Annotated in this window: 13 protein-coding genes; 8 read left to right on the top strand and 5 right to left on the bottom strand. The window is 67.2% G+C overall.

Annotation, left to right across the window (positions count from 1 at the left end):
* The first annotated feature begins 178 nt into the window (after window positions 1-178).
* The 4 genes from FFS35_RS11380 (at window position 179) to FFS35_RS11365 (ending at window position 4,525) form a co-directional block, all read left to right on the top strand.
* Window positions 179-1,288: an MBL fold metallo-hydrolase gene (locus FFS35_RS11380; protein WP_349290324.1), complete on the top strand. Its 1,110-nt coding sequence runs from the start codon at window positions 179-181 to the stop codon at window positions 1,286-1,288.
* A 74-nt stretch (window positions 1,289-1,362) separates the two neighbouring features.
* Window positions 1,363-2,244 carry a dienelactone hydrolase family protein gene (locus tag FFS35_RS11375; protein WP_137787207.1) on the top strand — a complete coding sequence of 294 codons (882 nt, stop codon included), beginning with the start codon at window positions 1,363-1,365 and terminating at the stop codon, window positions 2,242-2,244.
* A gap of 135 nt (window positions 2,245-2,379) precedes the next feature.
* A complete protein-coding gene (locus FFS35_RS11370) occupies window positions 2,380-3,504 on the top strand; it encodes a DUF47 family protein (RefSeq protein ID WP_137787206.1) in 1,125 nt (374 codons plus the stop codon).
* A 7-nt stretch (window positions 3,505-3,511) separates the two neighbouring features.
* Entirely contained in the window at window positions 3,512-4,525 is a 1,014-nt protein-coding gene (locus tag FFS35_RS11365) for an inorganic phosphate transporter (protein WP_137787205.1), read from the top strand.
* A 26-nt stretch (window positions 4,526-4,551) separates the two neighbouring features.
* Here FFS35_RS11365 and FFS35_RS11360 read toward each other — a convergent pair whose 3' ends face one another.
* Window positions 4,552-7,206 carry a TonB-dependent receptor gene (locus FFS35_RS11360; protein ID WP_137787204.1) on the bottom strand — a complete coding sequence of 885 codons (2,655 nt, stop codon included), beginning with the start codon at window positions 7,204-7,206 and terminating at the stop codon, window positions 4,552-4,554.
* Window positions 7,207-7,256: 50 nt separating this feature from the next.
* A complete protein-coding gene (locus FFS35_RS11355) occupies window positions 7,257-8,066 on the bottom strand; it encodes an EF-hand domain-containing protein (RefSeq protein WP_171007599.1) in 810 nt (269 codons plus the stop codon).
* A gap of 158 nt (window positions 8,067-8,224) precedes the next feature.
* Here FFS35_RS11355 and FFS35_RS11350 point away from each other — a divergent pair, with 158 nt between their 5' ends.
* Both FFS35_RS11350 and FFS35_RS11345 read left to right on the top strand, forming a co-directional pair.
* Window positions 8,225-9,262, top strand: coding sequence for a quinone-dependent dihydroorotate dehydrogenase (locus tag FFS35_RS11350; protein ID WP_137787202.1), 1,038 nt, complete (start codon window positions 8,225-8,227; stop codon window positions 9,260-9,262).
* A gap of 63 nt (window positions 9,263-9,325) precedes the next feature.
* On the top strand, window positions 9,326-9,850 hold the full coding sequence (locus FFS35_RS11345) for a DUF1993 domain-containing protein (protein WP_137787201.1): 525 nt from the start codon (window positions 9,326-9,328) through the stop codon (window positions 9,848-9,850).
* Window positions 9,851-9,909: 59 nt separating this feature from the next.
* Here the strand turns inward: FFS35_RS11345 and FFS35_RS11340 are convergent, their stop codons facing one another.
* Entirely contained in the window at window positions 9,910-11,019 is a 1,110-nt protein-coding gene (locus tag FFS35_RS11340; protein WP_137787200.1) for a CaiB/BaiF CoA-transferase family protein, read from the bottom strand.
* Between the two features lie 124 nt (window positions 11,020-11,143).
* Between FFS35_RS11340 and FFS35_RS11335 the strand changes: the two genes are divergently transcribed.
* Together FFS35_RS11335 and FFS35_RS11330 are read left to right on the top strand one after the other, a co-directional pair.
* On the top strand, window positions 11,144-11,857 hold the full coding sequence (locus tag FFS35_RS11335; RefSeq protein WP_249341579.1) for a DUF4163 domain-containing protein: 714 nt from the start codon (window positions 11,144-11,146) through the stop codon (window positions 11,855-11,857).
* A 43-nt stretch (window positions 11,858-11,900) separates the two neighbouring features.
* A complete protein-coding gene (locus FFS35_RS11330) occupies window positions 11,901-13,289 on the top strand; it encodes a hypothetical protein (RefSeq protein ID WP_249341578.1) in 1,389 nt (462 codons plus the stop codon).
* An 88-nt stretch (window positions 13,290-13,377) separates the two neighbouring features.
* On the opposite strand, the gene nusG is transcribed toward FFS35_RS11330, so the two are convergent.
* Together nusG and secE are read right to left on the bottom strand one after the other, a co-directional pair.
* A complete protein-coding gene (gene nusG / locus FFS35_RS11325; protein WP_137787199.1) occupies window positions 13,378-13,914 on the bottom strand; it encodes a transcription termination/antitermination protein NusG in 537 nt (178 codons plus the stop codon).
* Window positions 13,915-13,934: 20 nt separating this feature from the next.
* The gene (gene secE, locus FFS35_RS11320) at window positions 13,935-14,132 is read right to left on the bottom strand and encodes a preprotein translocase subunit SecE (RefSeq protein WP_137787198.1); all 198 of its coding nucleotides are present in this window, start codon (window positions 14,130-14,132) and stop codon (window positions 13,935-13,937) included.
* Window positions 14,133-14,223 lie beyond the last annotated feature (91 nt).

Genomic DNA, 14,223 nt, shown 5'->3' with positions numbered 1-14,223 from the left:
TGGCTGGCTGCGCAACAAGCGATCGTCGCGCACGGATTGCGAGGATTGCGGGGCAACATTGTCGCGCGACGAAGTGCAGGTATGCGGTCGCTGCCTATGGGATGCGCGGCAATGGTAGTCGCGATCCTTGCAGGCGTTGCGGGAAATTAAGCCGATCGCTTGAGAAAAGCGCCCGGTGGTGGCACCCTCGTTCGCGATGGCAACACATTTCCAGCGCACCCTAATCGGCGACGAGGGGCTGACTCCGACCAGCCACGCCGGCCTCACCTTCCCTTTTGGCGAGCGCGGGCCGCAGCCGGGCGAACTCCTGACGCTGGCAGACGGGATCCGCTGGTGGCGAGTGCCGATGAGCGGGCCGCTCAAACACGTCAACGGCCTGATCCTCGATGACGGCGCGGGCGAGGCGCTCGCGGTCGATACCGGCACCGCCTCGCCGCGCTCGACCGAGGCGTGGAACGCGATCCTTGGCGGCCCGCTGGAAGGCACGCGGATCAGCCGCGTGCTGGGCACGCATATGCATCCGGATCATATCGGGCTTGCCGGCTGGCTTTCGCGCCGCTTCGAGGATGCGCCGCTGGTGATGACGCGCACCGAGTGGCTCATGGCGCGGATGCTGGCTGCCGACGCGCGGCCCGAAGTGCCGCCCGAGCAGCTCGATTTCTGGCGGGGCGCGGGGTGGGACGAGGCGCAGATCGCGCGCGGCGCCGGCGTCGGCTGGTCCAATTTCGCGAAGATGATTTCGCGGCTGCCGATCACCTATACCCGCATCCGCGACGGCGAGGTGATGCGGATCGGCGGGGCGGACTGGCATGTCGTCACCGGGAGCGGTCACAGCCCGGAACATGCCTGTCTGATCGATTATGACCGCCGCATCCTGATCGCGGGCGATCAGGTGTTGCCCAAGATCAGCTCGAACGTCTCGATCCACGTCAGCCAGAGCAACGAGGATCCGCTCGGCGACTGGCTGGAGTCGATCGCCAGATTCCGCCAGTTGCCCGATGACCTCTTGGTGCTGCCCGGCCACGGCGACCCGTTCTACGGCCTTCACGCCCGCCTCGATGCGCTGGATCGCGAACATCGTGACCGGCTCGACGCGCTGGTCGAACTGATGACGAACGCGCCGATTTCCGCCGTCGATTGTTTTTCCACGCTGTTCCGCCGGCCGATCGGGCCGGATGTGATCGGCATGGCGACAGGCGAGGCGCTCGCCCATCTGCGGCGGCTTGAGGTCGAGGGGCGGGCCGTGCGCGAGGTGACGGACGGCGTCTGGCGGTTCCGCCGCACGTGACGCGACACCAGGCTTCCCCCGCGGCGATTGCGGGCTATGATCGCGGCACGCCGGGGGGCGAACACGAGGTTCACATGACCGATCCGTCGCTGCGCGACCGTGCCGTCCGCGTCTATGACGCTTTCACCCACGACCATCGCGACCGGCGGACGTTGCTGCGCGAGATGACCGCGCTCGCCGGATCGGTCGCGCTGGCCGAAGGGCTGATCGCGGCGATCGGCGCATCGCCCGCCCGCGCGTCGATCACCGCGCCGGGAGACGCGCGCCTGCTGACCCAGACAGTGAGCTCAACTGTCGCTGGCAAACCGGCGACCGTCTATCTCGCGCGGCCGAAGGCGGGCGGACGAAAGCTTGGCACGGTGATGGTCATCCACGAGAATCGCGGCCTCAACGACCATATCCGCGATGTGGCGCGGCGCGTCGCCCTGGCAGGGTTTCGTGCCGTCGCACCCGATTTCCTCGCGCCATGGGGCGGCACGCCGGCGGATGAGGACAAGGCGCGCGACATGATCGCCAAGGCCGATTATGACGTGATCGTCGCGCAGGGGCTGGCGATCCTCGCCGATGCGAAGCGCGGCGCTGGCACGAGCGGCAAGGTCGGCATGGTCGGTTTCTGCTGGGGCGGGGCGTTGGTGGATCGGCTCGCGGTGGCGGCCGGCGCGGCAATCGATGCCGGGGTCGCATATTACGGCCCTGCGCCCGCGCCCGAACAGGCGGTGAAGGTCGGGGCGCCGCTGATGCTCCACTACGCCGGCAAGGATGCGCGTGTCGCACAGACCGGGGAGCCGTGGGTCGCTGCGCTCAAGGCCGCGGGCAAGAAGGTCGAGGCGTTCACCTATCCCGGCGTCGATCACGCCTTCAACAACGACACGTCGGCCGAACGCTATGACAAGCCCGCCGCTGAACTCGCCTGGGGGCGGACGATCGCGTTTCTGCACAAATATCTCGACGGTTGAGACCGCGCCGGGGCGAGCGGTCCGCGATGAATACCCCGTTTCATCACCGCACGCCCACCGAGGTGGTGAAGTTACGATGACATTCCGGCCGGCACCGGATAATGGGCGGCTCGAATCAGCCAGAAGAGACAGGTCATTCGCCAGATCGCCGCGCTGCCCTATCGTATCGAAGGATCGTCGCGGGACAGCGAAGTCAAGGTTCTGCTTGTCACCTCGCGCGGGACGGGGCGCTGGGTCGTGCCCAAGGGCAATATAGCCTCCGGCGCCTCGCTTCACGCGGCGGCGGCGAAAGAGGCGGAAGAAGAGGCGGGGGTCGCGGGCGCGCTGTGCCCGGTGCCGCTCGGCGCCTATCGCTATCGCAAACGTCGCGCGAGCGGCGCCTCGCTGATGGTGGACGTGGATCTTTTCCCGCTGGCGGTGACGCGCGAACTGTCGACCTGGAAGGAACAGGCGGAGCGCGATCGCCGCTGGTTCACGCTCTCCGATGCGGCGCATGCGGTCGATGAGCCTGACCTGCGCGAACTGATCCGGTCCTTCGCCCCGTCGCAGTTCGAGGTGGCGGTGCGGCGGCGACCGTCCTTCATCGGCCAACAACCCATTTCCGGAGTTCGTTCAATGTTCGCCTGGTTCCAGCGTCTGCTGCCCAAGACCGGCAATTTCTTCGAGTTGTTCGAGGCGCATGCCGCAACGGTATTGGCCGGGGCGGAGGCCACCGCGCGCCTGCTGGAAGGAGGACCGGAATCGCGCGAGCATATCCGCGAGATCATCGAGCGCGAGCACGATGCCGACCAGATCACCCGCGAGGTGCTGACAACCGTCCGTACCACCTTCCTGACGCCGTTCGACCGTGCCGCGATCACCGCGCTGATCGGCGCGCTGGATGACACGATCGACGAGATGCAGGCCGCCGCGAACGCGATCGACCTCTACAAGGTATCGGAATTCGCCCCGGAGATGCGCGACATGGCCGGCATCATCCTGGATGCCGCGCGCGTTGCCGCCGAGGCGATGCCGCTGCTGCGCGACGTCTCCCGCAACGGGAAGCGCCTGCACGAGTTGACCGAGCGGCTGGTGCGGATCGAGGGCCATGCCGACGAAATCCATGCGGCCGGGCTCAAGCGCTCGCTGGAAGCATATGGCGCCAGCGACACGCTGCGCTTCGTGGTGGAGCGCGAACTCTACAAGCATCTGGAGCGGATCGTGGATGCGTTCGAGGATGTCGCCGACGAGATCGACGGCATCGTGATCGATCACGCCTGATCCGACGATGCACCAACTCGCCTTTCCGCTGCTCGTCGGGCTGATCCTGGTCGCGCTCGCGTTCGATTATCTCAACGGCCTTCACGATGCCGCCAATTCGATCGCCACGGTGGTGGCGACGCGGCTGCTGTCGCCGGTGAAGGCAGTGGTGTTCGCCGCCTTCTTCAATTTCGCCGCCTATTTTCTCACCATCGCCTTCCCCAGCCTCCACGCCGTCGCCGAGACGATCGGCAAGGGGCTGGTGGACAAGGATATCGTGACGCCGGCGGTCATCTTCGGTGCGCTCGGCGGGGCGATGTCATGGAACGTCATCACGTGGCTGCGCGGCATCCCCTCCTCATCGAGCCACGCGCTGGTCGGCGGCCTGATCGGCGCCGGCGTGGCGCATGGCGGGATGGCGGCGGTGAAATGGGCCGGGCTCAACAAGACCCTGCTCGCGATCGTCCTGTCTCCGTTGCTCGGGATGATGCTGGCAATGCTCATCATGCTGGTCAGCAGCTGGGCGCTGCATCGCGCGACGACATTCCAGGCCGAGCGATCGTTTCGCGTGCTGCATCTGATCTCGTCCGCCACCTATTCGCTGAGCCACGGGCTCAACGATGCGCAGAAGACGATGGGGGTCATCACCGTGCTGCTCTATTCGACCGGCTATCTCACCGGCCCGTTCGAAGTGCCGCACTGGGTGGCCGTGAGCTGCTATATTGCGATCGCGCTGGGCACGGTGACGGGCGGGTGGAAGATCATCGAGACGATGGGCTCGCGTATCACCAAGCTGTCGCAGCATCAGGGGTTCAGCGCGTCGCTCGCTGGGTCGATCGTGCTTTTCGGTGCCTCCATGCTTGGTATTCCGGTTTCGACGACGCACACCATCACCGGCGCCATCGTCGGCGCGGGGACGGCGCGGCGGGCATCCTCCGTGCGGTGGGGGGTGGCGAGCAACGTCGTGGTGGCATGGATCATCACCATCCCCGCATCCGCCGCGATCGGCGCACTATTCTATCTGGTGACGCGGATTTTCTGATGTGATGGGGTGGCGGCCCGCCGCCGTCAGAACATCTTCCGCAGCGACAGGCTGATCGTGCGGCCCAGCGGATCGAGATAACCCGGCTGATAGGCGAGCGGCGTCGCCCCTGTCGCATCCGTCACCCGCTGGCGGCTGTTGAAGATATTGTCGATGCCCAGCGACACCCGCAGCCCGCGTGCCCAGCTTTCATGCGGGACGCGGTTCTGGATATTCGCGAACAGCCGCAGGTTGAATGTCGCCAGCGACGAGAAGCGCAGATCGCCGATCGCCGGGGTGGCGGATGTTCTGGTGGTCGCCGCGCCCTTGAAGTTGCCGCTCAGCCGCAGCCCGATGCCATTATCCACAACGCCGGCGTTGAACGAGATCTGATGGCGGGGCTGCGTGATCGCACCGATCGTATCGCCCGCGAGCAGATCGAGCGGCTGGGTGCCGTCACGCAGGATCAGCGTGTCGCGGATCGACCATGTATGCCAGATCGACAGCTGTAGCCGCGCCTCGTTGCCGCCGCCGCCGCGGAAGCCGCCGCGCCCGCCGCCGAACCCGCCACGGCCACCCGGACCGCCGAAACCGCCAGGCCCATTGGGCGGCCCGAAGCCCCCGGGCGGTGGCCCACCTGGCGGCGGCCCTGCGTCTTCAGGTGGAGGCGGCGGCGGCGGGTTGCCCGCGTCGCCATTGGGGCGTTGCCCGTTGACCACCACATCGTTCGCCGCATCCGGCGGCGGCGGCGGCGCACCGTCCGCGCCGGGCTGGGGCGGCGGCCCGCCTTCGGTGCCCGGCCGCGCGAACTGACCGCCCCCCTCGCCGCGCTGGCGATTGCGGAACGCGGCCCAACCACCGGGTGGCGGGGCAGGGCGGGTGGCCGCGCGCAGCACCTTCGAGAAGACGATGCACCAGCGCAATTGCTCCTTGTCCTCGCGCGCGAAATTCAGCGGCCGCGCATCGATGGTTTCCAGGTCGCCGGTCTCGGGATCGCGGAAGAAGCGATCCGGGAAGGCGCTCTGCGCGACCAGGCTTGCGCCGCTGAGGCTGCCGATCGGGTTGTTCACCCGGCTGCTGAGGTAATTGGCGTTGATCGTCAGATCGAGCTTCGACACCGGCTTCAGCGAGAAGCCAAGCTTGAACACGTGCCGGTCGTCGGCCTTCAGATCGGGATTGCCGCCGGTGATCTGCGATACCTGCACCGTCTGCCCGGTGGTGAAATCGAAAATGCGGACATTGGGAGTGATGAGCAACGGGCCGCGAAGCTGCTGCAGCGTGGGAGCGACGCGATCCTCGTTGACCGAAGCGATCACGGTGATCCCGGTGCGCGGCGTCCAGTTCAGCCCATAGCCGAATGTGCCGAGCGTGCCGTAATCCGAAAGCTGGTTCACCGCGCCGTTGACGTTTGCCGTAAGCGTGCCGATCGCGCTGCCGAAGCCGGTCTTGGTGCTCGTGATCGGGATGTCGAAGCTTAGCTGCGCATTGCCGGTCGATCGGGTGACCGCGTTGGCCATCGCAGCGCTCCCCAGCCGATCCGTGGTGGACGTGAGCTGGCTCGCGTTGCCGCCGATCTGGAACGAGGTGCGCACCTTGCCGCCCGGCAACGAGAACAGCGGGCCGGAGGCAAGCAGGGAAGCGCCCGCCGTGTTGCTGATCGCCACGGCATGCTGATCGCGCACGAAAGGATTCTGGAAACGGTCATTGTCGCTGCGCGTATCGCTGTGATCGTACGTGCCGGTGAAAGACAGCTTCCAGCTCGTCGACAGATCGTAGTTCAGCGTGACGCCCGCGTGCGCGGTGAAACTGTCGCTGTCCTGCCGAAGCGCGGCGATCTCGTTCGGATCGAGCGCGCCCGATAGCGGCGCGCCGCCTGTCAGCCCGCGGCTCGTCTGATAGCCGGCGGTGCCGTTCAAGGACGCGGTGAGCTTGGGCGAGATCTGATAGGCGTAGGTGCCGTTGACCGAATAATCCCGCGTCGATGGCTGGAGCGTGCGATACGCCGGATCGCTGGCGAAGGGGTTGGCCGGATCGCTCGCGGCCGGATCGGGGATGATGCCGCGCTGGCTTTCGAGCAGCGAGGCGCTGGTCTTGGCACGCGCGGTGACGTTGACGCGCTGGCTGTCGTGGATGCGGGTGATGCCTAACTCGCCGTTGGTATTGCCGCCGCCGCCATCGGTCGCCGCGCCCCCCCCCGCGCTCACGGTATGCGCGCGGAAGCGCCGGCGCAGGATGATGTTCACCACCTTCTGCGTCGCGCTGTAGCCGTATTTCAGCGCCACCTCTTCCGGCAGGATATCGACGCGCGCAATCGTCTCGGTCGGCAGATCGCCGATCTCGTTGATGCCGGAGATGCGCTTGCCGTTGACCAGCACCACCGGGCCGCTGCTCCCGCGCCCCTGGATGCTGCTGGTCTGGTCCGAAATCTGATCGAGCAGATCGCTGACCGAATCGACCCCGTAAGCGGCGATATCGGCGGGGGTCAGCCGGTTCTCCGCCGGAATGTCGCCGACCACCGAGCCGGGCAGGGCCTGGCCGGTCACGACGATATCTTCCTGCTGCGTCGCATCGGTTTCGGCCGCGGGGGCGCTTGGCTGCCTCGCCTCCTGCGCCGTTGCGGCGGGTGCGTAGGTGAGCGCGCAAAGCACGAGGGCGATCGAGGAATGCAACGAACGGCGAGAGGCAAAAGATGAGGTGGACATGATTTCCCGGTGATGACCCAGCCAAGATGAATGCAGGCTTGTTGCGTGGGTTAGTTCGTTTCTCGGCCCGGCGGCGGAGCGCGGTCCTCGTCGCGGTCATCCTGCTGTTGCGGCGGCCGGTGGAACGGATGATCGCCGCGCGGGCCGCCGTATCCGCCGCGCACGTGGGTGTCGATGGCGGGAAGCTCGCTTTCGGTAATGAAGCCATCGCCGTTGCGATCGAGCAGGATGAAGCGCTGATCGGCCGCCTGCATGAATTCGCCAGGATCGATCCCGCGATTGAAATTGGTGTCCGCCGCCGTCACCGGCTCGGGCAGCGACAGGTAGCTCCAGCGTGCGGCGCCTTGCCGGTCCTCGCGCGCGGGCCGGGGCGCGGTCCCGCCGGATGCTTCCCCGCCCTCGCCGCCGAATCCACCGCCGCGGCGCCCGCCACCGCCACCGCGACCGCCGCCATGGCCGCCTCCGCTGCGCCCGCCCGCAGGGGCCGTGCCACGCGCAGCGCCGGCGTCGCGCACGCGGATTTCCGGCACCATTCGGGTTTCGTAGATATCGATTTCGTCGGGATCGATCTCGCCATCGGCGTTGCGATCCAGCACCTTGAAGAAGCGCATCGCATCGGCGCGGAATTCGGCGCGATCGATCCGCCCGTCGTGATTGGCGTCGGCCGCGTCGAACCACGCCTTTTCGGGGTGCGCGACCCGGAATGGTTCGCCCATCGGGCTGATGAAAAGATAGTGCGGCTGGCCATCTCCGTTCGGGCGGTGATGGCCGGGGCCACCGTCGTGGCGGGGAGGCGGCGGGCGATCGGTGGCGCAGGCGCCAAGCATCAACGTCGCGGTCAGAATCGAAATGCGGAACATGCGGCACCCCCGGTTGCTGTCGTCCGCGCTTGTCAGGGGCGATCGTCTCGGCGGTATTGCAGCGCTGCAATGATTGTCGTGGCGGTGCAATGCACGGCCCTTGCGCCCCGGCGAGCGAGCGCGGATAGCGCGCGGCACATTCATCCGCCGGAGCGCCCGTGCCGACCGCCTACGACCTGATCCGCCCCGCGATCTTCCGCCTCGATCCGGAGAGGGCGCACAGCCTGACGATCGCCGCGCTGCGCCTGATGCCGCGTCGCGCCTTGCCGGCCGCCGATCCGGCGCTGGCGGTGGAGGTGGCGGGGCTGCGCTTTCCCAATCCGCTCGGGATGGCAGCGGGGTTCGACAAGGATGCGCAGGTGGCGGACGCGCTGCTAGGGCTTGGTTTCGGCTTCGCGGAAGTCGGCACGATCACCCCGCTGCCCCAGCCCGGCAACCCGCGCCCGCGCCTGTTCCGGCTGGCCGAGGATCGCGCCGTCATCAACCGTTTCGGCTTCAACAGCGCGGGCGGCGAGGCGGCGGCGCAGCGGCTTGCGGCACGGGCCGGCCGGGCCGGGATCGTCGGCGTGAACATCGGCGCAAACAAGGATTCGGCCGATCGCATCGCCGACTATGTCACGATGGCGCAGCTGATGACGCCTTACGCGAGCTATCTCACGCTCAACATTTCCAGCCCGAATACGCCGGGCTTGCGCGCGTTGCAGGATGTCGGCGCGCTGCACGATCTGCTCGATCGCGTGCTCGCGGTGGTGGCGGGCGCGGTGCCCGTATTCCTGAAGGTGGCGCCCGACCTCCAGCCCGCCGATGTGGACGCGATCGCCCGCGCCGCGCTCGACCGGCGGCTCGGCGCGCTGATGGTGAGCAACACGACGATCACGCGTCCGCCGCTGCGCTCGGCCAATGCCGGGGAGGCGGGCGGTCTTTCCGGCGCGCCGCTGCGCCTGCTGGCGTTGCAACGGCTGCGTGATTTCCGCACGGCGACCGGGGCGGCACTGCCCTTGGTGGCGATCGGCGGCATCGCCACGGCGGATCACGCGTGGGAGAGCCTCCGCGCTGGCGCGAGCCTCGTCCAGCTTTATAGCGCGATGGTTTACGAGGGGCCGGGGATTGCGCGGCGGATCGTGCGCGGGCTGCGCGAGCGGATGCGGCGTGAGGGGGTGAAGTCGATCGCGGAAGTGACCGCCGCCGAGTTTTGATTGCGGGTCGACCGCGATCAGGAATAGACTGGCATCGTCACCCGGAAAGTCAGATGTAAATCAATGTCTTACGCGCGCTTCGCATTGACAACCTTTGCAAATATGCTGGGTACGCTTGATCACCTTCTCGGCAAGGCGCAGCAGGCCGGGCTGACGGACGACGTGCTCTCCGTGAAACTATCCGACGATATGTTTCCGCTCGAGCTGCAGTTCCGTGTCGCGCTCAATCAGATATTGCTGGCGATTGCGCAGGTCGGCGGCGAGGCGATCCCGCTCGAAGAAACGCCATATCGGTCGTTCGCTGAAATTCGCGAACGGATCGCGGCGGTCCTGTCGCACATCGATCGATCCGACCCGGGCGGATGGGCGGATCCCGACGCGATCGTGGACCTCACATTGCCCAATGGCGTGCGTTTCGCGATGTCGGCGGAAGATGACATTCGCGACTGGATCATGCCGAACTTCTATTTCCATGTGACGATGGTCTATGCGCTCTTTCGCCAGGCGGGGCTTTCGATCGGCAAGATGGACTATTTGCCGCATATGGCACGGCACATCGTTACGGAGGCGCGCCAGAACGCCACGTGAGGTTCGAGCGCGGCGTGGCCATGCCTCGGCTCAGGCGCTCCACCGTGCTCGTGCCCTCATTACCCCGCCCGGCGCGGTGAGGCCTTTCCCGCGACCATCCGTTCGCCATCGATCACGATCGGCCCCGCCACGCCCGGCACGCCATCGAGCGCCAGGCGCATCCCGCGCGCGATTACCTGCGGGTCGGCGAACACCTCGTCGACGTTGTTGATCGGCCCTGCCGGCACGCCCGCCGCCTCCAGCGCCTCGGCGAGCGCCGCTTTGTTCCAGTCGAGGATGGTGCGCGTCAGGATCGGGATCAGCGCATCGCGGTTTGCCAGCCGCGCCGGGTTGGTGGCGAAGCGCGGGTCATCCGCCAGCGGGAGGCCCAGCACGGAGCACAGTTTGGCGAACTGACCGTCATTGCCCACCGCGACGATCAACTCGCCATCCGCGCAGGCGAACGCCTGATAGGGGGTGAGGTTGGCATGGCCGTTGCCCATGCGGTGCGGCACCTTGCCGCTCGCCATCCAGTTGAGTGCCTGATTGGCGAGCACGGCCACCTGCGTATCGAGCAGCGCCATGTCGATATGCGCGCCATCGCCGCTCACGTCGCGGCGGCGCAGCGCGGCAAGGATCGCCACCGCCGAATAGACGCCGGTGAAGATGTCGGCATAGGCGATACCGGTCTTCTGCGGCGGACCATCCGGTTCGCCCGTGAGCGACATGATGCCGCCGATCCCCTGGATGATGAAATCATAACCGGCGCGATGCGCGTAGGGCCCCGTCTGGCCGAAGCCAGTGATCGAGCAGACGATCAGGCGCGGGTTGGCCGCGCGCAGCGTCGCGGCGTCCAGCCCGTATTTGGCGAGGCCGCCGACCTTGTAGTTCTCGATCACCACATCCGCGCCGGCGATCAGCCGCTTCACCGCCGCCTGACCCTCCGGCGTCGCGATGTCGATCGCCACGCCGGTCTTGCCGCGATTGGTGGAGTGATAATAAGCCGCGTCCAGCGATTTGCCCTCGGCATCGTGCAGGAACGGCGGCCCCCAGTGGCGCGTATCGTCGCCCGCGCCGGGGCGTTCCACCTTGGTCACGTCCGCGCCGAGATCGGCCAGCAGCTGGCCGCACCACGGCCCGGCGAGGATGCGCGCAAGCTCCACGACGCGAATGCCTTCCAGCGGCTTCATGCACCTACCTCCACCTGACTTTCCTCGCTGCCTAAGCGCGATACGGCTTGCTTTCCAGCCCGCAGGCGGAACAATCGCCATGGGCCGCGCGTCTCGCGGAGCGGCAATGGCGGGAGGAGAGCCGATGCGGATTCTGATGAGTGCGGCGATCGTGCTGACGGTGGCGACGGGCGCGGTGGCGCAGCAGCGCGCCGCCACGCAGGACTATAAATTCACCTACAGCTATCCCGCCGAAGCCGCCCGCATTCCGGCGCTGCGCGGCTGGCTGGAGGCGGACAAGGCGAAGCTGCGCGCAAGCATCGCTACCGACGCCGCGGAGGGGCGGCGCGCGGCGCGCAAGGGGGGCTATCCATTCAACGCCTATGAAGCACAGAAAACGTGGAAAGTGGTGACGGACACCCCGCGCTTCCTGAGCCTGTCCGGCGATGTCTACAGCTTTACCGGCGGCGCGCATGGCAATCCGGGATCGCTGACGCTGGTGTGGGACAAGAGCGCTGGCCGCCCCCTGGACCCCAAGGCGATATTCTTATCCTCGGCGGCGCTGCAGGCGGCGGTCTCCCAGCCCTATTGCGCGAAGCTGGATGCCGAGCGCACCGCGCGACGCGGCGCGCGCCCGGCGGGTGACGATATGTTCAGCCAGTGCCCCAAGGTCGGCGACCTGACCGTTCTGCTTGGATCGTCGAACCGCAAGCGGATCGATCGCATCGGCCTCATCGCGGATCCCTATGTCGCCGGGCCTTATGCAGAGGGCGCGTATGAGGTGACCCTGCCTGTGACCCCGGCGGTGCTGCGCGCGGTGAAGCCGGCCTATCGCGCCGCCTTCTCGATCGGGCGATAGGCGGGCAGTTTCCATTTCGCGCGCGGCGACCTACGCCTGGCGTATGGAGCGTGATTCCCCGCCGTCTGCCCTTCCCGCGATCGCGCGGGCATTGCTTCCGCTGACGATCGGGTGCGTGGGATCGCTCGCCTATTGGGCCGGCCTCGTCACATGGGATTCGCTGCGGCAATACGATCAGGCGCTGAGCGGCGAATTCGACGATTGGCACCCGCCGGCGATGGAATGGGTGTGGCGGCAGCTGTTGCCGCTCGCGCATGGCCCCGCGCCGATGCTGGCGCTGCAGCTAGGGCTGTATGCGCTTGGTTTCGTCCTGCTGATCGTCGCTACGGTGCGTGCGGGGCGGGGCAGGCGGGCGCTGGCGATCGGGTGCGTTGCGTTGCTGCCGCTGTCGGCCGCGCTGATGGCGACGATCATCAAGGACAGCCTGATGGCGGGGGCCTTGTTGTCCGCCGTCGGGCTGTGCGCGCTGGCAGACCAGCGCGCGCGCGGGCAGCGAGCGCTGCGAGTGGCGGCGTTCCTGCTGCTGCTGTTCGCCTCCATGCTCCGCTTCAACGCGGTGTTCGCCACGCTGCCGCTGGCCTTGTGGACGCTGCCGCCGGCGTGGCGGCAGCGGCCGTGGCGGCTGGTGGCGGGCGGCGCGGTGATGCTCGCGCTGCTGGCGGGGGCCATGCCGCTGGCGAATCGGCTAACCGGCGCCAAGCCGAGCGGCGTGGAACTGTCACTCATCATCTTCGATCTCGGCGGGATAACGCGCTTTTCCGGCGAGGATCAGTTCCCCCCGCTTGGCATGGCGGATGCCGTGGCGGTGAACCGGCGCTGCTATAATCCCGTCAAGTGGGACAGCTATGCCTGGTGGGTCGATACGCCATGCCCGATCGGTTTCGAGCGGGTGCGCGGCGCCTTCGCGCGCCAGCATATCGAGCCGCATATGTTCTGGCTGGCCGCGATCCTGCGTCATCCGTTCGCCTATGCCGAACACCGCCTGGCGCACTGGAATATCGAGACGCGGCTGCTGGCGCACGATTCGGTCGATCGCCCGGTGCAGGTGGTCGCGCCACCGAACGAGTGGGGTTTCGCGGTGAGGCCGAACGCGATCGTCCGTGCCGTGGACTGGCTTGCGTGCCGAAGCGGGGAAACGCCGCTCGGCTGGCCCTGCGTGTGGATCGCGCTGCTCATCGGGCTGCTGTGGGCGGGCGCCACCGGCTTTGCCGCGCGGGTGCTGGCGTGGTCCGGGTTGCTTTACGCGCTCGGCTATGCGCCGCTCGGCGTGGCGGCGGAACTGCGCTATTACCTCTGGACGACGATCGCGGCCGCGCTCGCGCTGGTGCTGGGGACGGCGGGGTGGGGCGCGGTGCGCGGCAAATGGGCACGACTGGCCGGGCCGCCGGTTATCGTGGCGGCGGCAGCGACCGGGTTTCGCTTGCTTAGTTGATAGCCAGACAAAACGCAGACGTGCCGGCGACGCGACGCGCTGGCCGGCGTTTCGCGGATAGCCCTGCTACCCGCGTGCCGCCCGCGGGTTACTTGCTGCGCTCGACCTGCTCGAAATCCAGCTCGACTGGCGTGGCGCGGCCGAAGATCGAAACGGAGACCTTGACCTTCGACTTGTCGAAATCGAGTTCCTCGACGGTGCCGTTGAAGCTCGCGAACGGGCCATCGAGCACTTTCACGGAATCGCCGATCTCGTAATCGACCTTCACCTGATGCTTGGGCGCGGCGGCGGCCTCGTCCTTCGAATTCAGCATCCGGGCGGCTTCGGCATCACTGATCGCCTGCGGCTTGCCGGAGGAGCCGAGAAAGCCCGTCACGCGCGGCGTATTCTTGACCAGATGATAGACGTCGTCGTTCATCGCCAGCTTGGCGAGGACGTAGCCGGGCATGAACTTGCGCTCGACCGCCACCTTCTTGCCGCGGCGCGCCTCGGTGACGGTTTCGGTCGGCACCTCGATCTGCTCGACGAGTTGCGAAAGGCCGAGCCGCTCCGCCTCGGTGATGATCGTATCGCGGACCTTGCCCTCGAAACCGGAATAAGCGTGGATGATGTACCAGCGCGCCATGTGCGTGAAACCCTGTCCCTTTACTTTGCGAGGTGCAACAGGCCCTTCACGACCTGATCGAAGACCGTATCAACGCCGAGAAAGAACAGCGCGAGGATCGTCGTCATGATCAGCACCATCACCGCGGTCATCACGGTTTCGCGCCGTGACGGCCAGACGACCTTGCGGGTTTCAGCCTGAACCTGACGGATGAATTCGATCGGGGACGTCTTCGCCACTGTAGCGCCTTCGCAAACGTGCCGAGCGAGGCATAGGCCCGCCACCGCTTCCCTGTCATCAGGGAAACGGTGAAGCCCGTCCTCGCTGTCG

It is taken from the genome of Sphingomonas sp. 3P27F8, from assembly GCF_005502745.1.
GTDB lineage: Bacteria > Pseudomonadota > Alphaproteobacteria > Sphingomonadales > Sphingomonadaceae > Sphingomonas.
This window is presented reverse-complemented; position numbering and strand designations above follow the sequence as displayed.

Coding starts and splice junctions, on each gene's coding strand:
- nusG (WP_137787199.1), bottom strand. CDS start 13,914: ATGGCGCGCTGGTACATCATCCACGCTTATTCCGGTTTCGAGGGCAAG.
- FFS35_RS11340 (WP_137787200.1), bottom strand. CDS start 11,019: ATGAAGCCGCTGGAAGGCATTCGCGTCGTGGAGCTTGCGCGCATCCTC.
- FFS35_RS11330 (WP_249341578.1), top strand. CDS start 11,901: ATGGAGCGTGATTCCCCGCCGTCTGCCCTTCCCGCGATCGCGCGGGCA.
- FFS35_RS11335 (WP_249341579.1), top strand. CDS start 11,144: ATGCGGATTCTGATGAGTGCGGCGATCGTGCTGACGGTGGCGACGGGC.
- FFS35_RS11375 (WP_137787207.1), top strand. CDS start 1,363: ATGACCGATCCGTCGCTGCGCGACCGTGCCGTCCGCGTCTATGACGCT.
- FFS35_RS11360 (WP_137787204.1), bottom strand. CDS start 7,206: ATGTCCACCTCATCTTTTGCCTCTCGCCGTTCGTTGCATTCCTCGATC.
- FFS35_RS11365 (WP_137787205.1), top strand. CDS start 3,512: ATGCACCAACTCGCCTTTCCGCTGCTCGTCGGGCTGATCCTGGTCGCG.
- FFS35_RS11345 (WP_137787201.1), top strand. CDS start 9,326: ATGTCTTACGCGCGCTTCGCATTGACAACCTTTGCAAATATGCTGGGT.
- FFS35_RS11355 (WP_171007599.1), bottom strand. CDS start 8,066: ATGTTCCGCATTTCGATTCTGACCGCGACGTTGATGCTTGGCGCCTGC.